26 protein-coding genes are annotated in these 18,453 nt (G+C 72.1%); 1 reads left to right on the forward strand and 25 read right to left on the reverse strand.

All coding sequences use genetic code 11. The annotated features are described in order from the left end of the window. The first annotated feature begins 126 nt into the window (after nt 1-126). On the forward strand, nt 127-597 hold the full coding sequence (locus GWJ10_RS05660) for a hypothetical protein (RefSeq protein ID WP_163185964.1): 471 nt from the start codon (nt 127-129) through the stop codon (nt 595-597). Here the strand turns inward: GWJ10_RS05660 and GWJ10_RS05665 are convergent. The 25 genes from GWJ10_RS05665 to GWJ10_RS05790 all read right to left on the reverse strand — a co-directional run bounded on the left by GWJ10_RS05665 (nt 594) and on the right by GWJ10_RS05790 (nt 18,440). Then, nucleotides 594-923: a hypothetical protein gene (locus GWJ10_RS05665; protein WP_163185967.1), complete on the reverse strand. Its 330-nt coding sequence runs from the start codon at nt 921-923 to the stop codon at nt 594-596. The genes GWJ10_RS05660 and GWJ10_RS05665 overlap by 4 nt on opposite strands. Next, entirely contained in the window at nt 920-1,318 is a 399-nt protein-coding gene (locus GWJ10_RS05670; protein ID WP_163185969.1) for a Gp19/Gp15/Gp42 family protein, read from the reverse strand. The genes GWJ10_RS05665 and GWJ10_RS05670 overlap by 4 nt, the downstream gene beginning before the upstream one ends. Before the next feature lie 18 nt (nt 1,319-1,336). Further along, nucleotides 1,337-1,885, reverse strand: coding sequence for a hypothetical protein (locus GWJ10_RS05675; protein ID WP_163185972.1), 549 nt, complete (start codon nt 1,883-1,885; stop codon nt 1,337-1,339). A 2-nt stretch (nt 1,886-1,887) separates the two neighbouring features. Beyond that, nucleotides 1,888-2,871: a DUF5309 family protein gene (locus tag GWJ10_RS05680; protein WP_163185974.1), complete on the reverse strand. Its 984-nt coding sequence runs from the start codon at nt 2,869-2,871 to the stop codon at nt 1,888-1,890. A 27-nt stretch (nt 2,872-2,898) separates the two neighbouring features. Continuing rightward, the gene (locus GWJ10_RS05685; protein ID WP_163185977.1) at nt 2,899-3,429 is read right to left on the reverse strand and encodes a hypothetical protein; all 531 of its coding nucleotides are present in this window, start codon (nt 3,427-3,429) and stop codon (nt 2,899-2,901) included. 74 nt (nt 3,430-3,503) lie between these two features. Continuing rightward, the gene (locus GWJ10_RS05690; protein ID WP_163185980.1) at nt 3,504-3,662 is read right to left on the reverse strand and encodes a hypothetical protein; all 159 of its coding nucleotides are present in this window, start codon (nt 3,660-3,662) and stop codon (nt 3,504-3,506) included. 91 nt (nt 3,663-3,753) lie between these two features. Next, complete coding sequence (locus GWJ10_RS05695) at nt 3,754-4,482, reverse strand: hypothetical protein (protein WP_163185983.1); 729 nt, start codon at nt 4,480-4,482, stop codon at nt 3,754-3,756. A 3-nt stretch (nt 4,483-4,485) separates the two neighbouring features. Next, on the reverse strand, nt 4,486-6,126 hold the full coding sequence (locus tag GWJ10_RS05700; protein ID WP_163185986.1) for a phage portal protein: 1,641 nt from the start codon (nt 6,124-6,126) through the stop codon (nt 4,486-4,488). Beyond that, nucleotides 6,123-7,619, reverse strand: coding sequence for a terminase family protein (locus tag GWJ10_RS05705; RefSeq protein ID WP_163185989.1), 1,497 nt, complete (start codon nt 7,617-7,619; stop codon nt 6,123-6,125). The genes GWJ10_RS05700 and GWJ10_RS05705 overlap by 4 nt, the downstream gene beginning before the upstream one ends. Next, a complete protein-coding gene (locus tag GWJ10_RS05710) occupies nt 7,579-7,884 on the reverse strand; it encodes a hypothetical protein (protein WP_163185992.1) in 306 nt (101 codons plus the stop codon). The genes GWJ10_RS05705 and GWJ10_RS05710 overlap by 41 nt, the downstream gene beginning before the upstream one ends. Beyond that, nucleotides 7,884-8,228, reverse strand: coding sequence for a hypothetical protein (locus GWJ10_RS05715; RefSeq protein WP_163185995.1), 345 nt, complete (start codon nt 8,226-8,228; stop codon nt 7,884-7,886). The genes GWJ10_RS05710 and GWJ10_RS05715 overlap by 1 nt, the downstream gene beginning before the upstream one ends. A gap of 112 nt (nt 8,229-8,340) precedes the next feature. Further along, complete coding sequence (locus tag GWJ10_RS05720; RefSeq protein WP_163185998.1) at nt 8,341-8,658, reverse strand: HNH endonuclease; 318 nt, start codon at nt 8,656-8,658, stop codon at nt 8,341-8,343. Nucleotides 8,659-9,172: 514 nt separating this feature from the next. Next, nucleotides 9,173-10,138 (reverse strand): hypothetical protein, encoded by a 966-nt coding sequence (locus GWJ10_RS05725; RefSeq protein WP_163186001.1) that lies wholly within the window; start codon nt 10,136-10,138, stop codon nt 9,173-9,175. Further along, complete coding sequence (locus GWJ10_RS05730) at nt 10,138-11,235, reverse strand: hypothetical protein (RefSeq protein WP_163186004.1); 1,098 nt, start codon at nt 11,233-11,235, stop codon at nt 10,138-10,140. The genes GWJ10_RS05725 and GWJ10_RS05730 overlap by 1 nt, the downstream gene beginning before the upstream one ends. Nucleotides 11,236-11,276: 41 nt before the next feature. Continuing rightward, nucleotides 11,277-11,942, reverse strand: coding sequence for a site-specific DNA-methyltransferase (locus GWJ10_RS19780; RefSeq protein ID WP_241005682.1), 666 nt, complete (start codon nt 11,940-11,942; stop codon nt 11,277-11,279). 404 nt (nt 11,943-12,346) lie between these two features. Then, on the reverse strand, nt 12,347-13,258 hold the full coding sequence (locus tag GWJ10_RS05740; protein ID WP_163186010.1) for a hypothetical protein: 912 nt from the start codon (nt 13,256-13,258) through the stop codon (nt 12,347-12,349). After that, nucleotides 13,255-14,064 (reverse strand): hypothetical protein, encoded by an 810-nt coding sequence (locus GWJ10_RS19580; RefSeq protein WP_206158350.1) that lies wholly within the window; start codon nt 14,062-14,064, stop codon nt 13,255-13,257. Before GWJ10_RS19580 ends, GWJ10_RS05740 begins: the two co-directional genes overlap by 4 nt. Next, nucleotides 14,061-14,246, reverse strand: a complete 186-nt coding sequence (locus GWJ10_RS05755; RefSeq protein ID WP_163186013.1) for a hypothetical protein — start codon at nt 14,244-14,246, stop codon at nt 14,061-14,063. Before GWJ10_RS05755 ends, GWJ10_RS19580 begins: the two co-directional genes overlap by 4 nt. Before the next feature lie 12 nt (nt 14,247-14,258). Next, a complete protein-coding gene (locus tag GWJ10_RS05760) occupies nt 14,259-15,047 on the reverse strand; it encodes a hypothetical protein (RefSeq protein ID WP_163186016.1) in 789 nt (262 codons plus the stop codon). Beyond that, nucleotides 15,044-15,553 carry a hypothetical protein gene (locus GWJ10_RS05765; protein WP_163186019.1) on the reverse strand — a complete coding sequence of 170 codons (510 nt, stop codon included), beginning with the start codon at nt 15,551-15,553 and terminating at the stop codon, nt 15,044-15,046. The genes GWJ10_RS05760 and GWJ10_RS05765 overlap by 4 nt, the downstream gene beginning before the upstream one ends. After that, entirely contained in the window at nt 15,550-15,768 is a 219-nt protein-coding gene (locus tag GWJ10_RS05770) for a hypothetical protein (protein ID WP_163186021.1), read from the reverse strand. The genes GWJ10_RS05765 and GWJ10_RS05770 overlap by 4 nt, the downstream gene beginning before the upstream one ends. Next, nucleotides 15,765-16,010, reverse strand: a complete 246-nt coding sequence (locus GWJ10_RS05775) for a hypothetical protein (RefSeq protein WP_163186024.1) — start codon at nt 16,008-16,010, stop codon at nt 15,765-15,767. Before GWJ10_RS05775 ends, GWJ10_RS05770 begins: the two co-directional genes overlap by 4 nt. Beyond that, the gene (locus GWJ10_RS05780) at nt 16,007-16,708 is read right to left on the reverse strand and encodes a ParB/RepB/Spo0J family partition protein (protein ID WP_163186027.1); all 702 of its coding nucleotides are present in this window, start codon (nt 16,706-16,708) and stop codon (nt 16,007-16,009) included. The genes GWJ10_RS05775 and GWJ10_RS05780 overlap by 4 nt, the downstream gene beginning before the upstream one ends. Further along, nucleotides 16,705-18,153, reverse strand: a complete 1,449-nt coding sequence (locus GWJ10_RS05785; protein WP_163186030.1) for a ParB/RepB/Spo0J family partition protein — start codon at nt 18,151-18,153, stop codon at nt 16,705-16,707. The genes GWJ10_RS05780 and GWJ10_RS05785 overlap by 4 nt, the downstream gene beginning before the upstream one ends. Further along, on the reverse strand, nt 18,150-18,440 hold the full coding sequence (locus tag GWJ10_RS05790) for a hypothetical protein (protein ID WP_163186033.1): 291 nt from the start codon (nt 18,438-18,440) through the stop codon (nt 18,150-18,152). The genes GWJ10_RS05785 and GWJ10_RS05790 overlap by 4 nt, the downstream gene beginning before the upstream one ends. Nucleotides 18,441-18,453 lie beyond the last annotated feature (13 nt).

Raw genomic sequence — 18,453 nt, forward strand, 5'->3', positions numbered from 1 at the left:
GGCGCCATGCGCCTACGGACTCTCGCTCCTCCCGCCCTGCTCATCGCCGCAATCACGGGGTGTTCTACGACGGCCGCCGACGAGGCGGCCGAGCCGTCGCCTGTCGTCTCGTCACCGGAGGCAAGCATGTCGACGGCTCCGGAGGAGTCACCCACGGCGACGGAGGAGCCGACCGAGGACGCGACCGTGGGCGCGGCGGGGTACCCGGCTGCGTGCGACACGTCCGATCCGGCCGGCACAGCGGACTCGCCCGTGGCGACAGCGGCCGCGAGCGCCGAGATGCCGAACGGGGTGACGTTCCGCCTGGGAACACAGGTGATCGACTCTGTCGATGACCCCGGCATGGTGGAGGCGGTCGCGCGGATCTGCAGCGACTCGCTCACCGAGGACGAACTCACGGCGGTCGCTACGACGATTGCGCAGGCGATCTACGCGGACCCGTCGCACGAGGCGCTGACGATGCTCAAGGTGTCGTCCTGGGTGCCGGACGGTGACGGCAAGATCACGCAGGAGCAGAGCGTGGACACTGACTACGAGCTGTTCCTCTGGGACGCGGACGCCTCGCTCTTGCCTTCCAACTGGACGCACAACTCCTAAGTGAGCGAGAGCGTCTGGAACGCGGGCCAGCCGGGCGCGTGGTGGCGGCCGATCGCGAGGACCTCGGCCTCGCGCTCACCGGGTAGGCCGGGCCAGACGGTGACGAGGGAGCCGATCGGGATCACCTCGTCGAAGTTCACGTGGACCTGCGAGGTCGAGACGATCTCGGCGCCGTCACGGTTGCGGACGACCTTCTGCTCGTCCTCGGCGAACGCGTCGACGTCGCGCGCGTCTCGGTAGGTCGTGCCCATGCCTGTGTCCTCGAGGAGGTCCCGGACCTTGACGACGTGCGGCGTGAACTCTGCGGGCAACCGCTCGACCTTCACGGTGCGACCTCAAGACCCGCGAGCAGATCGATCGAGGCTGCCTGCTGTCGAAGGACGCCGAGCAGCCGGCGGTCCTGCTTGGTGAGGTAGAGGTCGCCCGTCGGGTTTGCGAAGGTGAACGAGCGCGAGAACGGACCCATCGTCTTCGACTCCTGGGTCACGCCGGCCTGACTCGCGCCGTCGGACTTCATGGCACGCTCGACCATCGCGCACGAGATCATGATCCGGACCGCGAGGTCCGTCACGACGTCGTTCTCGTCGCGCACCGGCGCCTTCTCGGCGTCGAGCACGGTGGCGGCGTCGCCGAGAAGCGCGCCGGCGCGCGCCTCCGCTTCCTCGGTGTCGGGGAGGCCCGGCCATCGCAGCCTCAGGTCATCGACGTCGGCGTATGCCATGGTCGGGCCTCCCCTCTCTCACCAGTCGGTCTCGCCGTCGCCCTTGTCGCCGGCGTCGGACTCGTCGCTGGTCTCGCCGGCGTCCGCGTCGTCGTCGGACTCGTCGTCCTCCGACTCCTCGGTGCCGGCGTCGTCGGGCTGCTCGCCACCACCGAGCGACTCGGCGGCCGCCGCGGCGACGAGGTCCTTGATCGCGTCGCGACCCGCGTCGTCGGGCACCTCGAGTCCGAGGTGTGCGGCGTAGGCCGCCCACTCGTCGCGCGAGGCGTTGCCCTTCGGCTCGGCGACGCCACCCTCGGGCGCGTCGGCGGGCTTCTGCGGGGTGCTGGCGGGCTCGGGGGCCTTGCCCTTGCCCGTGGCGCCCTGACCCGCCTTGGTGCCGCTGCGCGGCCCGCTGCGGCGCCCGCTCGGGGTGTCGTCGGGGACGACGACGCCGAGGTGGGCGAGGCGGCGCAGCCGGGCGAGGACCTTGGGGTCCTCGACCTCGAGCTCGCCGTCGACGAACCGGAGGCCGACGTCGCCGACGATGAGGCCCTTGTACTTCTCGGACCGGACGATGACACCCACGATCAGACCCCCTCGGTGAGCACGATCTTGCCGTGCTTGCGCTCGTTGCCGTAGTTGAGGCCGATCTCGCCGTAGATCTGCACCTTGTCGGCGGAGCCGGTCTTGGCGAGGGGCTCGGCGAAGAAGTGGCCCTTGCCGGGGATCTCGAGGAACGCCGGCTTGAGCTCCTCGAGCGAGACCACCTGCAGGACGTTCGTCGGGATGTACCGGTTGAGCATGATGTTCACCCGGCCGAAGTCGGTCTCGAACGTCTGGAGGTTCACACCGCCGACGTTGCGCGACTGCTCCTCGTACCCGCGGTCCTTGATGAAGATCTTCGTCAGGACGCGCTTGAGGCCGGCGTTGACACCGACGGTGCGGGTCTCGCCCTCCTGGATGCCTCCGTTCTCCCAGCACTCCTGCATGAGGTCGAGGACGAGCTCCTCGGTGAGCGCGGAGCCCGGGGTCGAGCCCGCGGCGTACTCGGCGGTCACGACGTTCGTCGTGGTCGCCTCGATCAGACCGCGGGTCTTGCGCGGCGCGGTGTTGTCCGCCGGGCGGGCGTAGGTGCCCGTCCAGAAGGTCAGCTCGACGTCGCGCGCGATCTGCTTGAACTGCTGCTGCAGCTGCCACGCGAGCTCGTCGGCCGGGATGACCGTCGTGCCGACCGTGACCGCAGTCGCACCGACGCCGCGCTGCTTCGTGGCGCCCTGCTTCGTGTAGGAAATCGAGACGGCCTCCTGGTGGATCTCGACCACGTTCTGCGCGTTGTAGCGCACTCGCGCCTCGCCCGTCGGCGCGTCGGCGCCCTCGAGCCGCTGGCGGTTGTTCTGCGCGTCGCGCAGGTCGTAGCCCTGCCACTCGAACAGCGTGGCGCCGACGGACTCGCCGCCGGTGAGTCCGCCGATCGAGGAGAGCAGCGGCGTGTCCTCGGGGGACGCGGCGAAGAGCTCGCCGACGTAGTTCGGCAGGTTGAACGTCGTTCCCTGCCCGGTGATACCGGCCATCAGGCCACCCCTTCCTGGGGGTCGTGGTTACGGAGAGACGGACCCCAGCTGCATCGCCTTGAGCGTCGCGACCAGGTCCTTGTTCCCGGCCGCCTCCGCGGCCGCGATCTGGTCACGCAGCGGCACGTTCCCGGGCGGCGTCGACGGCGTCTGCGTGACGCTCGGCACCGGTGGGGCCGCGGGCGGCTGGGGGGTGATGAGCGCCTTGAGCTCCTCGAAGTGCGCCTCGAGCTCCTCGCGGGTCGAGCCGCGCAGCGCGGACGCCGGCACGCTCGAGCCCTGAACGATCTCGGCCGACCACGTCGCGACCTGCTCGCGCGTCTTGTACTGCGCGAGCTCGGACTGCGCGTCCGCGAGCGCCTTTGCGGCCTTCTGCTCGTCGGTCATCTTCTCGGCCTTGATCCGCTCGAGCTCCTCGGCCGCGGCCTTGTTCGCCTTCGCGCGGTCCTCCCACTTGCGCGCCTCGGTCTTCCAGTCCGGCTCCTGTGCAGGAGCCGGCGGGTCGGTCGGGGCGGGGGCGTTCGCCGGAGCCTGTGCAGCCGGCGGCGGTGTGGGCACGGGCGGTGCCGACGGCGTCGGCGTGCCCGGTTCGGGGGGGGTCGGGGCGGCCGGGGTCGGGGTCGGAGGGAAGGTCATCGCTTCACGCTCCAGCCGTCGTTGCGGATCTCGGTGATGCCGGCCTCGCGGACGAGGTCGTCCGCGACGTCGTCGGGGATGCCGTTCTCGGTCAGCTCCTTGCGGAACTTGCCGAGGACGTTCGCCGTCGTGCGCGGCTCGCTCTCGGTGCTCATCTGGGGTTGTCCTCCCGTGCGGGATCGCCACGGCACCCGTGCGGGTTCCGCGGTGGTGGATGGGTGGTGTCCCGGCCGTGCGGCCGGAAGATCAGTCGACGGCGACGAACGCGTCGACGTAGTCGCGCACGCGCGCGGTGTGCTCCTCGAGCTGCCTCGCGGCCGCGGCGTCGCCGGCTGCCGCGCGGCGGCGCACGGACTCCATGCGCTGGGAGGCGACGTAGGCGTCGACGTCGACCTCGGGCGCGTCGGGGTCCCAGGAGGGGACTGCGGCGCAGTTGCAGTCGCCGTGCGAGGCGAAGTGCGCTGTCGCTTCCTTGTAGTACCGGCCCCCTTGGGCGAGGAACCGGCAGAAGTCGCACGACCCGGCGCGGGTCACACGCCGCCAGCCCACGGCACGAGGGTCGCGTCCGGTCGCCTGGACGATCGTCTGGCGAGCGGGCAGGAGGACCTGCTTGCTCGCCGCGCTCTGCAACGACGGAAGGGTGAGCCCGGGCGTCGCGCTGAACAGGTGCCCGGCGGAGTACCGGACGGACGCCTCGACGATCTCCGGCGCGACGGGCTCGGCAACCTCGGCACGGAACCGGCCCGGGACGCGCTCCTCGGAGCGGGCCTCGTCGAACCAGTCGGCCGCGGCCGCCGCGCCCGCCTCGCCGTACTGCGCGACCAGGAGCGGCAGGTACTCGAGCAGCGCGTCGCGCGCGAGCTCGGGCTTGTCCAGGTCGAGCGAGGCGAAGAACGCCCCGAGGTCGCGCGAGAGCAGCGTCAGGATGCCGGCCTGGGCGTCGCGGAGCTCGCCGGCCTGGGCCTGGGTGACCATCGGCTACTTCTCCTCGAGCCCGCGGGCCTCGTCCTCGGGCTGGCGCAGCGAGACCGGCACCGCGCCCGTGAACTTGATCCCCGGGAGACCGACACGGGCGGCGACCTCGCCGGGGTCGACGCCGGCGCGCACGCCGAGGCCGAGCGCCTCGAACTGGACCTTGAGCCGCTGCGCGTCCTCGGTCGCCGTGGCGGCCGCGGGCTGGCCCTGCTCCCGGGTGGCGCCGATCGCGGCGACCGCCTCGAGCGCAGAGCGTCCCGCACGACGTCGACGTCCGGCCATCACGCGTTCGATCTGCCCGGAGTCCAGGCCGGCGAGCTCGAGCCCGACCTCGTCCTGCGCGAGCTCGGGCAGCGCGGCGAGCTGCTTCGACCCGGCGTCCGCGAGCGCGGCGAGCGTGGGCTTCGACGGCGGCCGGAACCGGAGCTTGAGGTCGCGCATGCCGGCGGGCGGCTCGGTGAGCCGGTCGCGGAGCATGACGGCGTTGGCGAAGGTGCGCTTGAGGGCGGCGCCGTAGACGACGTGCTGGTTCTCGGCGTCGCCGACGATGTCCTGTCGGGCTTCCTGCTTCGCGCCGGCGGACTCGGGGTTGTCGGTCGCGATGCCGAGCGAGCCGAGCGGGACGCCGGTGTGTCCGGAGAACTCCGCGGCGAGCTGGCGCAGGACCGCGATGTGCGGCTCGGGAGACTGCGCGGCGATCTGCTCGAGCTTGGGCAGGTCGCCGTCCTCGTCCTTGGACAGCGTGTTGAGGCGACCCATGTAGAACGACCAGAGCGGGATGCTCTTGCCGTCGCTGCTCTGGAACGCCTTCTCGTCCGCGCCGAGCAGGATGAGCTTGAGCGCGGAGAACAGCTCGGAGTGGACCTCGAGTCGGGCCGAGGCGCGCATCGCGCGGTCGGTCACGGACATGACGGGCCGGTCGATGCGCGAGCGGCCGAAGGGGCGCTCGAGCGTGGGCCGGAACGGCATCGCCTCCATCGGGATGCGCCCGCGCAGGTGGTTGCGGTAGACGTCGGCGACGTACCAGCCGGCCGTGCCCTTGAGGCAGACGATCGTCTCGCCCGGAACCATGACGGTGAGCATCGTCGGGACGCCGAGCTCGTCGACGTCGTTCACGAGCATGCCGGCGCGAAGCGAGCGCGTGCGACGGTTCCACAGCCCGGTGGCCCACAGGGCGGAGTGGAACGCGACGAGCACGTCGGGCTCGCCGGCGGCGGTGTCACCGTTGGTCGTCGAGACGAACGCGACGGACTGCGCGAGCGAGCTGCTCACCGCCTGCGGGAACTCGATCTCGAACCGGTTGTCCTCGAGGAGCGTCGCGAGCCCGAACGGGTCGCGGTCGGTCTCGTCGACGCCCGCGACGCGCTCGAACACGATGCGGTTCGACAGCTCGTAGACCGCCTTCGCGGGCCAGCCGAGCACGGTCTCGAGCTTGTCGAGGATGTTCGGCGGTATCGAGACGGCGAGGTCCTTGAGGCGGTTCTTCGCGTCGAGGTACATCATCCGCTCGATGTTGCGCGGCAGGCACCGGGCCCACTGCTCACCGAGCTCGTTCAGGACCTGCTGGGTGTCGGCGTTGAGCCCGAGCACCTGAGGGGTCGCCCACATCGCTGGGAAGAACGCGAGGCCCGAGCCCGTCGTCACATGACCACCGCCTTCGCCTTGCGATTCGGGTTGCGCTTCGTCGTCAGCGCGCCGTGGTGCGCCAGGCTCACGGCCTCGGCGGGTGTCTCGTCACCGTCCGGTGTCGTGGCCATCCAGCCCCACGCGCCGGAGGTGCCGCGCATCTTCTTGTCCGAGACGGCGATCGAGTCGTCGAGCGCGGCCTGGCCGTCGCTGTCGAGGTGGGTGGCGTTGCCGGACCGGATCGCCTCGTGGAACGTCGAGCACGCCGTGAGGTACTGCTCGGTCGTCGCGAGGCGGATCACGCGCTCGGGGACGCCGGCCTTGCGCAGCGCGGCCTTGAGCGCGGCCGCGCCGGACCGGCCGGAGATGACGATCTCGGCCGTCTGGCGCCACCGCTCCGCGAGCCACGCGGCGAGCGGGCCCATGCCGTCGTCGATGCCCCCCGACATCGCGTCGATGAGTTCGACGTGCACACCGCCGGCGTGCTTGCGCGCGCCCGCGAGCGCGACGCGGTCGCCGTTGAGGGAGAACGCGACGCCGAACGACTTGATGCCGTCCGGCGCCTTGCGGACGCGCGTGTTGTACCACTGGTCGGAGGTGATCAGGCGCGAGGACGGGTTGTCCTCGTCCCAGATGCCCAGCCCCTCGCGGCGGAACGACGCGTCGTTGGTCAGGTTCTCGCGCAGGCGCTCGATCGACTCGACCGGCGTGCGGTTCGGGAAGGAAGGGTTGGCCTTCTTCCACTGCTTGTGGTTGTCGAGCGACGGCCCGCCGGGCTTGCCGGTCTGCGGGTCCGCGGAGAACTCGACGTAGACCATGTTCTTCGACTTGCCCGCGAGCGCCTTCTTGCGCCGGTTCGCGAACTCCTGCCCAGGGTCGGAGGGTCGCGGCGGGGTGCCCATGAAGAACAGCAGCGCGCCCTCGGGCCGGCGGGTCTGGTTCGTCGCGGCGATCATGTCCTCGAGCGCCTTCTCCGTGAGGATCTGCGCCTCGTCGAACACCTCGATATCGACCTCGTCGAAGCCTCGGCCGAAGCCGCCCTCGCGCGCGCCGAACATGATGACCGACCCGTTGCGGAACCGGATCTCCTGCTCGCCGTTGGTGTTGCGGGGCTCGAGCATGTGGGGCTTGATCTTGCGGCGCGACGTCATGCCCTTGAGCGAGCCGAACGTCTTCGTCGAGGTCTTCGTGCGGTGCGCGGACCACAGGACCGTCAGGCCCGGGTTCAGCAGGCACAGTGCGATGACGATCATGCCGACGAGGAACGTCTTGCCGACCTGGCGCGGGATGGACAGCACGACGCCGCCCACGGTCGCGGCGTACTTCCCGTCGGCGCGCTTGCCGAGCGAGATCCGCCCGATGCCGTGCTGCCACTCGTCGAACGTGACGCCGAGCTCGGCGCACTTCTTGACAACGCGCGGCCACGCGGTGGTGACGATGCCTTCGGGGTAGACGACGTGCCGGGCGACGTCAGACAGCTTCGGGGTCGAACCCCTCGTCTTCGTCGCCACCGCCACCGTCGCCGCCCTCCTTCGGCCCGCTCTCGGCCTCCTCCTGCGCCTTGCGGGACCTGATGTCGCGGTCGACCTCGACCAGGCGGCGAGAGAGCGCGGCCAGGTCGCGCGGTGAGGTGCGCTCGTCGTCGCAGCCGCGGGCCAGGCGCCGGCGCAGCGCGATCAGCATCGCGAGCGAGTCGTCGTTCTCCGTGGCGTCGAGGATCGTCGCCGGCTTCTCCTCCTCGGCCGCCGTCTCGACGGGATCGCCCGGGGTGGGCATCAGCTGAGCGGCCCGACGGCGAACGCGCCGTCCGGTCCGATCACCGGCCCGAGCTCGAGCACGAGGCGGCCGTCGAGCGGCACCGCCGCGTCGACGAGCACGACGTCGGCCGAGATCCCGCGGGCGTAGCCGGTCCGGACCTGGTGGACGTTGAGGAACCGGAGGAGGCCGCCGCCGTCGAACCGGACGAACTGGTCCCCGTTGGTCCGGTTAATGCGCGCTGCGCCGTCGAGCACGCCGTCGGGCATGCGCTCGAGCAGCTGCACGCCGGCGATCCGAGTCTCGTGGACGACGACGACGGTCTTGCCGCTCTTCGTGAGCGCGAGCGCTTCGGCCAGGTTCACGGCATCCTCCCAGGTCAGACGGCATATCGTGTGGAAAAAACGTCGGGGGGAGGGATCGGCCGTATCCCCCCGGGGTGGCCTCCCCCCACGGGGGAGGGGGTGTCCCCCGGGGTCACCAACCGGGCGAGGAGACGATCGCGGGACGCGCCAGGAGACCCGCGCGCTTCGCCCGGGCCTCCTCCAACGTCATCGTCGACTTCCACCGGTTGCAGCCGCGGTGCATCAGGCGAACGTTCCACCTGTCGTACTCGGGACCACCACGGTCGAGCGGCACGTCGTGGTCGATCGCCGCCGAACGCCGGTCACGCGTGCGGTCGAGCGTCTTGTCGACAGGCTCGTCGCACAGCGCACAGCGGGTCTCCTCCGCGAGGACCCGCCTCTCGACCTCCCGCCACCGGTGCCCGTTGCGCTTGCGCCCAGGGCTCGGCATCAGTCGTCGTCCCGGTCGTTCGGGCGGAAGCCGATCGGGTACTCGGGCCGGGGCGCAGGGTCGGCATGCTCGACCAGGGCGTCCAGCTCGGACACCCCCCTCGCCTCGGCCCCGTCGCGCGCTCGTCGCGCGCTCGTCCGCCGCGTGACGTCGACCTGCAGCCTGAGCCTGATCCGCACCCGAGTACCTCCCCCGCCGTCGCCGGTGACCCGTGCCTAGATCCCGTGGTCTGTGTGCCGCACGGTCCGGGCGACGGCGGGGAGAGTGTGGGGCCGGCGGCGATCGCGTGCGTTCGATCGCCGCCGGCCTCTGGCCTGCCACGGCCGCGCGGGAAGGAAGGCGCGCGGCGGGTCTCGGCCGGCCCGGAGCCCCAACCCCGGGTGTCTGGGAACGCAAAGACCGCCCGGGAGCGGGATGCTCAACCGGGCGGTCCTGGTCCGAGGCATGCGAGAACCTCAGAAGCGTTGCAGCGACTATAGCCGGTCGTCGGCCTGTCGTGCGAGCGGCACGCGACTCATGTCCGCGACGCCTCGACCCGGGTCGCGATGTCGGCGACGGCGAAGAGCTCGCGACCGCGGGCGTCGAAGCCGCGCACCGGGATGCGTTGGGCGAACGGGACCGGCATTTCACGGTCGCGACGCATCCAGGACCGCCACGTCGAGGGGTTCAGGTCCGGGAAGATGGTCCGCGCCTGCTCGGCCGTGACGAGCGTCTCGGGACGCTCGTGAGGCAGCGCGTGCACGTGCCAGCGTGCTGCGAGCGCGAGGTGCGCCTCGCTCGCCCACGAGCGCCGGCAGCTCGTGCACCGCACGACGTCGGACAGGCCTTCGGCGACGTGCCAGTCGCGCACGATGGCGCCGCCGCAGTGGAAACACGGGGCGGCCTCGCGCTCGGGGGCGAGGCCCGCGAGCCTGCGCACCACGGCGCGCGTGGCGCGCAGCTCATCGAGGTACGTAGGCCACGCCGGGTGGTTCTGGGCGGCCCAGACCGTGTGCGAGCGCAAGTACTCGAGCGTGTCCCAGGCGCCCTCGGTGTCGCCCACCTTCTCGGACCAGTCATCGACCCATGCCTCGAGCAGGTCGAGCGCGCCGTCCTGGGTGCGGATCGACGACGGCCCGGACCGGAAGGCATCCTCGCGGTACGCAGGGTCGAGGCCGTGCGGGAGCCGGTCCGTGTTCACGGCCGAGGACGTTCCGGTGAGGTCGTACCGGACGGCACGCAGGCCGACGGCGACCTTGGCGACGTCGGTCATCTCAGCGAGGTAGGTCGCGATGTCGTCGAGCAGGCCGTAGGCGCGGGCGAGGCACCGTTTGCAGATCAGGAGCGCGGTCGCCACGAGCGGACGGTCGCAGTCCTGGCACCCCGTCGTCGTCTCGGGGCAGGCCGTGCAGGCGTACACGCGGCGGGCGTCGTCGTAGGTCGTGGTCTCGATCCACGAGTGGGCGGTGCAGGTGGCGATCGCCTGCTGGGGCGTGGGCATCAGGTGTCTCCTCGTTGGGGCGTGCGCGTGCGTCCACCTCGACGGCCGCGGCGGTTTCGACGCTGGGGGTTCGCACTCGGTCGGGCGGTGGGCTGGTCTGGTCTGGCGGCTGGGGGTGTTGTTGGTGGAGACCCATCCAGAAGAGACCCGTCCCGACCCGTCCCGACCCGACCCGGCGAATCCGGATCCTGGAGACTGGACTTCTGCGGGCTTCTGCCGGGTTCTGCCGGACGCGGTCGGCGCGGGGCCGTGCGCGCGTCCTTCGCGGGCGCTGCGGGTCGCACACGCGAGGGTGCGGTGTCCGCTGCTGCCTGGGCCGTGGTGCCCGTCGCGCGGCGCTCACGAGGAGCTGCCGGCGCGCCAGGGGCAGGACGGCCCGCGACGAGGTTCTTCTGGTCCGGCGCCGAAGGCGGCGGGACCATCCCGTGCTGGCGAAGGATCTGCGCGTAGCCCTGCAGCCAGTCGCGCGTCTTGGCGTTGTAGTACGGCTCCGCGGGGACGTCGAGGAGCGGGAGCTCCAGGTCGGCCACCGCGAGCGGCCGGTTCCCGCGCTTGGCGTTGCACTCACCGCACGCGACGACCGTCGTCTCGGCCGAGCCGGGCTTGCCGGGCGGGCGGTGATCGTAGGTGCCGCGCTTCTTGCCGCGCTTGATCTCGAAGTTGACGACGTTCCAGCAGTACCGGCACACGTCGCCGTCGCGGCACCGCACGGGCGCGATGATCTCCGGCTTCGCGTTGTCGGCCTTGCGCTGCTTCTGCCAGGCGTACTCCTCGGCCGTGATCATGTGAACGAACTCGGGGTCGTCGACCAGCTTGAAGCGGCGCCGTCCCGTCTCGTCGTCCTGCTCGAGCACGCCGTACCCGGCGAACTCGGCGAGCAGCAGCAGCCTCTCGGCGCGCGCTCTGGTGCCGGCCATCGTCACCGCGGTCCCGAACGACACGACGTAGTCCGTGAAGTGCTGGGCCGCCTGCGTCGACAGGCGCGTCATGAACCCGCACACCTCGTCGACCGAACGCTCGTCAGCATCCGGGTGCTCGAGCACCGCGAGCACCGTCGGGTGTGTCGCGTAGGTGTCGGTCAGTCGCAGCCACGTCATGAGGTGCGGGTCCTCCTCGGGTCGTTGTGTCGGGGAGGCGGTCAGATGCCGCCGAGGTCCAGCGCGTCCTGGGCGAGCCGGTCGGCTGCCAGGGCGGCGTAGGTGGGGTCGAGCTCGACGCCGACGGCGGTGCGGCCGAGCTCCTTCGCGGCGACGAGCGTCGAGCCCGTGCCGGCGAACGGGTCAGCGATCACGCCGCCCGGGGCCTTCTCGATGAGCATCCGCATGAGCGCGACCGGCTTCGGGGTCGGGTGGCCGGCCTTCGTCGCGGCGTTCGACGCGAGCGGCACGCGCAGCACGGCCGAGCTGCGGTGCCCGGACCAGCCGGAGCCCGAGACGTAGATGAGCTCGTAGGACGGGCGCCACGGGAACCGGGTGTCGCCCATGCCGACGCCCTCGCCCTTGTCCCACACCAGAGGCGTCTGCCGGTACGGCACCGCGGCGTCGAGACGACGTGGCGAGGCGAACATCGCGTAGGGCCGGTCGAGCTCGTCGCCGCGAGCGCCGCCCGAGAGGAACATCTCGAGCGCGGCGTCGCGGACGGCGAGGGTCTTGTCCCACTCCTGGACGGCTGAGGTGGTGGTGAGGTTGCCGCCCACGCCGTAGGGCGGGTCGGTGATGAGTACGTCGGCGCTCGCCCAGGCGGGGATCTTCAGGCAGTCGCCGACGTACAGGGTGATCAGCTCGTCCTGGTAGTAGGGCTTCACGAGGTGGGTGGTTCCTTTCGGTTGGGGGATGGTGCGGGTCGTTGGGAAGGGACGGTCGGGCGCGGCCAGTGGCCGATCGCCTTGTGGTGGGCTTCGCGTGCGCCGGGCCGGGTCGTGTACCAGCCGCCGCAGATCGAGCACTCGAGCAGCTGGTACCCGTCGAGGGCGCCGTGCACTAGGTCGGCCCGCCGCGGGCTCGTCCACCGCGGCGGCCGCGCCGTCGTGGGCGCGGCCGCGTCGGTGGGGACTTGTGGGTCGCGCGGTGTGCCGTGAGCGCCTCGGGGCTGACGTGGAGGACGTGCGGCTTGCGCGAGACGTCGACGGATGTCGCGTGGTGCTCGACGAACGCCTTGCAGTCGTGGCACCACAGCCGCACGCGGTCGGACGTCGGCGCGTCCTTGGTGTTACCCACGGCCCGCCTCTGGTGCGTGGGGGGTCGTGGCGTGGCACCAGCAGGGGCACGGCGCGGGCTGGTCGGTTCGGGTATCCCATCCGTCACCGGAGCAGGCCCTGTGCTTGCCGTCTCTGCAGTCCGGGTTCACGACGGCCGAGTTGAGCTCGGCGAGCAACCGCCGGCCGTAGTCGGCGGCTGCGGAGGCCGTGAGGTACCCGCCGAGGTTGCCGGGATCGATGGGCTCGGCACCTGCGGGGACGATCCCCCCGCGGGCATAGGTCTCGGGGCCGATGAACTCCTGTAGGCGTTCGAGCGCCTCGGCCGGGGTGTGGCCGTCGTAGTCGGGCGCGAGGTCACGCTCGGGGATCTGGAAGAGGTTCCAGTGCTCGGCCTGGTAGTGGTTCGAGATCTGGCCCGTGGGGAGGGTCGCGACGACGATGAACCACCCGCCACCGAAAGCGAGCTCGCCGTCGGAGTGCCGCCACGACTTCACGACGTCCCACTCGCCGAGGCGGTGCCACTCGTTGAAGAGTGCGGCGTTGTAGACCCGCCGGTAGGCGTACAGCTCGGCGTGCGTGTGGAAGCCGTCCGACGCCTCGCCGTTCGCGACCGCCGCGCGGAGCTCGGCGAGCTCGGCGGGGGCGGTCTGCTCGGGCGTGGGTGGGGCTGCGTAGTCGGTGCCGCACGTCTGGCAGACCATGTTCACGGTCTCGCGCCGCGGCCAGGAGCAGGTGGGGCACTCCTGCGGCCAGAGCACGGTGAGCGGGAGCTCGAGGCGGTCCCAGGGGAAGGACCGCTCGTCGCCGAGTACGGCGCCGTGCCAGGAGTCGACGCGGCCGGCGATCGTCCCGGCCGCAGATCGGGCGACGGTTCCGGGCTTGAGGGCGCGGGCGCCTTCGCGGGAGGTGACGGTGAAGCTCATGCCGAGGCCCCCGTCCAGACGAGGCGGGTCGCGCCGGCGTGGCCGTGGAGCGCCTCGACGGCGTCCACGGACGGGAACAAGACCGTCGTCGGGAGGACGCCCCGCTCGGCTGCCGGGCCGTCGACGTCGCGCCAGCGCACGACGGTCGTGGCGTCGGGGAACACCGCGCCATCGGCGACGACGCCCGTGCCGGAGATCCCGGAAACGTCGACGTCGCGGTGGAGCTCGAACGTGCGCACGTCGCCACGGTCGGCGGCCTGGAGCGCGAGGAGCTCGTCCCCGACACGGTCGGCTCGGCGCGTCGTGTCCGTCGCCCCGTAGGTGTCACACGGCTCGATTCGGACGCCAGCGATCTGGACCGCGCCCCCGGCCGTCTTGATCGTCTCTACGGCGCGCAGGAGGGCGTCGGCGCGTTCGGCACGGTGGACCGCGGCATCAGGAGTCCCATGGAACGTCCCGAGCATGTCGCGGCGCATGTCACCGAGGTACCCCGGCGAGGTCTCCTGGACGGGCGTGTACGTGGCCACGAAGACCTCGGGCTTGCACGGGTAGAACTCGCCCTGCACGCCGCGGATCACGAAGTCGCCCACGCGCGCGAACATCGTCCCCTCGAGCGTAGGGATCTTCACGACCTGGGAGACGTCGGTCGGGTCGCTCGCCTTCGACTCGGCGAAGAACTGACCGCCGCACCAGCGCGCGACCTCGGCGCCGTTCGTCCCGTCGAAGAGAAGCGCCTCGACCTCAACGGGCTTCTTGCGGTACTTCGTCGGTGTCGGGGGCGTGGACGGGCTGGTCGGGATGGTCATCGGGTCTCCTTCGGGTTGGGGTCGCCCACGCGGACGACGGTGAGCTTCACGCCCTTGCGGTCCGCCTCGGCCGCGAGCGCCTTCTTGGCCTGGTCGACGAGCTCGTCGGTCAGGGCCTGGTCGATGACGACGGGCTCGGGGCGGCGCAGGGGCGCGAGGTTGTCCTCCCAGCGGGCGGACAAGGTCGACGGTGCTCATGACGAACGCCCGAGGACCGTGGACGTCATCGCGGCGAGCTGGGCGCGGACTACGTTCCGGTCGAGTTCGGTCATGTCGTCCCACGTGGCGTGGAAGCAGACTCGCTGGCACCCCGTGTCCCAGCTCTCGTGAGCGAGCCGGGCGACGTACTCACGCGCGAGCGCGTCCGGGTCGTCGGGGTCGCGCAGGGCGGCGTACACGGTCGCGGCGATGCGGTGCCTGTGGAACGCCGGGTGGTCCCACTGGCCGTCGGCGGCGAGCGGGGTGACGAACTCGCACCCGGCGCACGAGGGTGCCGCGCCGTCTTCGTCAACCACCACGCGGTGCGCCCGGTACGTCGCGTCAGCGCGGGCCAGGGCGGGCGTCGTTGCAGGTCCAACCGAGGGTGACGGGATATCCCGCGGGGCGTGGTGTCGGGAATGCACGACATCCGGCTCGCGTCGTACATGTACGACGTTCGAGGCTTGATCCGGCTCGGTCAAGGCGTCCGCCTTGGTGGACGTGGCGGCGAGCGCCGCGTCCTGGGCGAAGCCCATGAGCAGGACCGCGGTGAGGCCGGGGTCGAGGAGCAGGGCGTAGTCCGCCGCGAGTCGGCCTGAGTCCGGGATGGTCGAGTAGTCGGTCGTGCGCCAGGTGTGCCCGCCGGTGCCCGGCGGGTTTCCGACCTTGAGGGCGAGGTAGACGCGCCGGTACTTCTGGTCGACGCAGAGCACGGCGGCGTAGAGCGGGAGCGCGTCGAGCTCGGCCTTGGTGAGCCGGAGCGGCGGCGTCGTCGGGCCGGTCATCGGGCACCGCCGGCGAGTCGGGTCCGCTCGGCCCAGCCGCGCAGCGCAGCGGTCGCGAGCGCCGCGGCGTGATCAAACTTGGGCAGGGGTGCGTTGGCGGCGCTGGCGAGGACCCAGAGGGCGTAGAGGTGGACGCCGTCGGCGGTGAGGTTGGGGGTGAGCGCGGCGCTGAGGTAGACGCGGGTCTCCTCGGCGATGTCGGCGACTGTGAGGCTGGCGCGAGCGGTGTCGAAGGCGAGGAGCATGCGCAGGTTCTCGAGCTCGTCGTCGATCACCGCGGCGAGGTGGGCGCGTCCGGTCGAGCGGCCCATCTCACGGAAGTCGGGGTCGTCGGTCGCGACCCACGCGGCAGCGAGCCGGGCGACGGCGCGCTCGACGTCGAGGTCGGGCGTGACGCGGGTTCGCACGCCGGCAGGGTCACGCGGGCTGGTGCGACGGTGGAGGTCGTCGGCGAGCCGGAGCCAGCCGCTGGCGTTGTCGGTCGGGCGGTCGGTGAGGACGGTCATCGGGGCTCCTTCGGCGGGCGGGACGGGGCAGCGGTGGGCTGGGTGCCGAGCTCGGCGTGCGCGCGCTCGACTCGGTGCGTGCCGTCGTCGCCGCGGGGCCTGCGGGTCGTCGCGACGGCCTCGCGTGCGAGGAGCGGGTGCACGCCGTACTCGAGCGCGGCGAGGAACAGGGCGCGGCGATCGCCGTGCGGGTCGGCGCTGGGGTGGGTCGTCATGCGGCCACCTGCCGGGGTGGGCCGGGGGCGAAGCGGACCGCGGTGAGCGGGAGCAGCTCGGCGTGGCACCGGGTCCCGTCGACGTGGCCGGCGTCCAGGCACACGAGGATCTGGGGCCCGCGCTGGGCGACGATCTGCACCGGGAGGCCGGACGAGAAGATCCCGATCGGGGTCGGCACGTCGACGTCGAGCACCCACCGGGCGTCCTCAGGGCGCGGCGCCGGCGCGGGGAGGCGCGTCATGCTGCGTCCTCGGCGGTTCGGGCCCGCTCGTCGGCGCGGATCGCGTCCTCCCAGCAGTTGCCGCACGCGGCGCCCGCGATCAGGACGCGGGTGTCGCCGTGGTCGCACGCCGCGCGCACTGCGGCATACAGGGCGTGGCCCTTGCCGAACCACACGGTGCGCGGGGTCGCGAGCGCCGCGGTGCCGGTGCCGTTGCGCTGGACCTGACGGGCGAGCTCGGTCGCCTCCCGCACGGTCAGCTCCTTGCGCTCCACCATGTCCTGCGCCTCCTCGGGGAGGGTGAGCAGGCGCAGGCGGGCCGAGACCGTGGACGGGGCGTAGCCCGTCTCGCCCGCGATCTCGGGCACGCTCATGCCGGCGTCGCGCAGGGCGCGGAACGCGCGGGCGGCCTCGATCGGCTCGAGGCGCTTGTGCATCGCGGCGGCGAGCATGGTCGCCCGCTGGGCGTTCACGTCGCCGGGCTTCGTCGCGAGGCACGGCAGCCCCCGCACGCCGGCGAGCTTCGCCGCGGCCAGACGGCGGTGCCCGTCGAGCACAAGCCACGTCCCGCCCGCGTGCTGCTGCACGACGAGCGGCTGCAGCAGGCCCTTGGACCGGATCGACGACGCGAGCTCGGTCAGATCGCCGAGCTCGGCCCGCACGTTCGCCGGGTTCGGACGCAGCCGCTCGACCGGGATCGCCGGCAGGCCCCCGGTCACGACGCCTTCTTCCCACGCGCGTCGAGGAACGCCTGCTCGATGTCGGCGAGCGGGTAGCCCCACGCCTCGAGCTGGCGCAGGTGGAGGGCGAACAGGGCCTCGCCGTACACGCCGCCGCGGTGGTAGTCGCGAGGCATCGCGTTCTCGACGAGCGCGGCCGCGAGCGCGAGGAGGTAGGCGTCGGCGTTCGCGGGTCGGGCGACGGCGGCCGCGACCTCGGGGCCGCCCATGCCGTCGTGCTTCGTGGGCCACATGAGCTCGCGTGCGAGGCGGTGCACGTCGCCGTCGGGGTACCAGTAGGTGCCGTTCGTCAGGACGCGCGCGACGTAGGGCGAGGCGTCCGCCGGCAGCTTGTCGCGGCGCACGAGCTCGGAGATCCACGCGCGGCGGACCGGGAGCGCGGCGTCGGACGCCTTGTTGTTCGCGACCAGGGCGCGGCGCTCGGCCTTCTGCTCCTCGGACTGCGGGCCCGACGTCGCGCCCGCGGTGTTCGACGCGCTGCGCTTGTGGTGGCCGTTGCCCCGCCAATCCATGCAGTACTCGACCCGGACGGCGCGCCACCCCATGACCTTGCCGTCGATCCACCCGCGGTTCGCGTGGAGGTAGACGGCGTGGCCCGGGCACTCGAGGTGAGCGTCCGCCTCGATGGCGGGCGGGTAGCCCTTCGCGCCCGGCTTGTCGGTCAGCGACGAGATCGTCTCGGACGCCTTGTCGTCGTAGGTGGGCTGCTTGTCGAGGACCGTGACGCCGGCGGCCTCGAGCTCGTCGCGCGCCGCCGCGACGACCGCGGCCTGCTCGCGCGCCGAGCGGACGCGCGACGCGGCATGCTCGAGCTGGCTCGGCTCGGTCTCGGCGACCTCGACGAGCTCGGCGACGACCTCGGGGTCGTCGTCGAACTCGGCGATCGTCGCGGCCGCGAGCAGGTCCACCGTCGGGTGCTCGGCGAGCACGGTCGCCGTCGCCTTCGACTCCGCGACCGCGAGCGCCGCGTCGACCTCGGCTCGCGGGATCCGCAGGCGCTTCGTGATCGACGTCGCGGAGCGGCCGAAGAGCGAGAGCTGACGCACCGACTCGACCTTGTCGGCCGCGGACAGGCCGCGGCGGTGCTCGTTCACCACGTACTGCGTCGTGATCCGGGACTCGTCGTCGCCGATGCCGTCGACGACGTCGACCGTGACCTCGTCGCGCCCGGCCTCGATCGCGGCGAGGGTGCGGCGCTGCCCGTCGACGACGAGGAGCTGGCCGAGCGGGTCGCGGCGCGCGGTGATCGCGGTGAGGACGCCGTGCTCCTTGATGGACGCGATGAACTCGGCGTCGAGCTCGGCGTCACGGCGGATGTTCGCGTCGACGACGAGGATGCGCGGGTCGACGACGACGCGCTCGGGCGCGTGACCGGCGTCGACGCCGCTAGGGCGGGCGGTGTCGAGGTTGATGGTGGGGCTCATCGGGCGGTCCTTCCTGGTGTGCCCCGCAGGAGGTCGGAGCACTCGGGGTGCGTGGCGTGGTGGATCGTGTGGCGGGTCTCGAAGCCCGCGATCAGCGGCTCGTCCTCGGTGATCCGGCGGCAGGTCGTCATGCCGGGCGAGGCGGCGTGCTGGGCGTACTCGTCGTCGTCCCTGACGGGGGCGGCGTCGAGTGGGACGCGCTTGCGGGGCTGGCCCTGGCGGAGCTTGTCCGGGGCCGGGACGTACAGGACCCAGACGAGCTGGGCGCCGCAGCCAGGGCAGGGCACGCGGCCGCGGCGG

Origin of the sequence: Cellulosimicrobium sp. SL-1, assembly GCF_011033075.1 — a bacterium.
Taxonomy (GTDB): Bacteria; Actinomycetota; Actinomycetes; order Actinomycetales; family Cellulomonadaceae; genus Cellulosimicrobium; species Cellulosimicrobium funkei.

Bases quoted from the DNA above. Each gene is read 5' to 3' on its own strand.
- GWJ10_RS05670 (WP_163185969.1), bottom strand. From the start codon at position 1,318: ATGGCATACGCCGACGTCGATGACCTGAGGCTGCGATGGCCGGGCCTC.
- GWJ10_RS05720 (WP_163185998.1), bottom strand. From the start codon at position 8,658: ATGCCGAGCCCTGGGCGCAAGCGCAACGGGCACCGGTGGCGGGAGGTC.
- GWJ10_RS05710 (WP_163185992.1), bottom strand. From the start codon at position 7,884: ATGCCCACCCCGGGCGATCCCGTCGAGACGGCGGCCGAGGAGGAGAAG.
- GWJ10_RS05785 (WP_163186030.1), bottom strand. From the start codon at position 18,153: ATGAGCCCCACCATCAACCTCGACACCGCCCGCCCTAGCGGCGTCGAC.
- GWJ10_RS05660 (WP_163185964.1), top strand. From the start codon at position 127: ATGTCGACGGCTCCGGAGGAGTCACCCACGGCGACGGAGGAGCCGACC.
- GWJ10_RS05775 (WP_163186024.1), bottom strand. From the start codon at position 16,010: ATGACGCGCCTCCCCGCGCCGGCGCCGCGCCCTGAGGACGCCCGGTGG.
- GWJ10_RS05680 (WP_163185974.1), bottom strand. From the start codon at position 2,871: ATGGCCGGTATCACCGGGCAGGGAACGACGTTCAACCTGCCGAACTAC.
- GWJ10_RS05725 (WP_163186001.1), bottom strand. From the start codon at position 10,138: ATGCCCACGCCCCAGCAGGCGATCGCCACCTGCACCGCCCACTCGTGG.
- GWJ10_RS05695 (WP_163185983.1), bottom strand. From the start codon at position 4,482: ATGGTCACCCAGGCCCAGGCCGGCGAGCTCCGCGACGCCCAGGCCGGC.
- GWJ10_RS05765 (WP_163186019.1), bottom strand. From the start codon at position 15,553: ATGACCGTCCTCACCGACCGCCCGACCGACAACGCCAGCGGCTGGCTC.
- GWJ10_RS05740 (WP_163186010.1), bottom strand. From the start codon at position 13,258: ATGAGCTTCACCGTCACCTCCCGCGAAGGCGCCCGCGCCCTCAAGCCC.
- GWJ10_RS05730 (WP_163186004.1), bottom strand. From the start codon at position 11,235: ATGACGTGGCTGCGACTGACCGACACCTACGCGACACACCCGACGGTG.
- GWJ10_RS05690 (WP_163185980.1), bottom strand. From the start codon at position 3,662: ATGAGCACCGAGAGCGAGCCGCGCACGACGGCGAACGTCCTCGGCAAG.
- GWJ10_RS19580 (WP_206158350.1), bottom strand. From the start codon at position 14,064: ATGACCATCCCGACCAGCCCGTCCACGCCCCCGACACCGACGAAGTAC.
- GWJ10_RS05760 (WP_163186016.1), bottom strand. From the start codon at position 15,047: ATGACCGGCCCGACGACGCCGCCGCTCCGGCTCACCAAGGCCGAGCTC.
- GWJ10_RS05770 (WP_163186021.1), bottom strand. From the start codon at position 15,768: ATGACGACCCACCCCAGCGCCGACCCGCACGGCGATCGCCGCGCCCTG.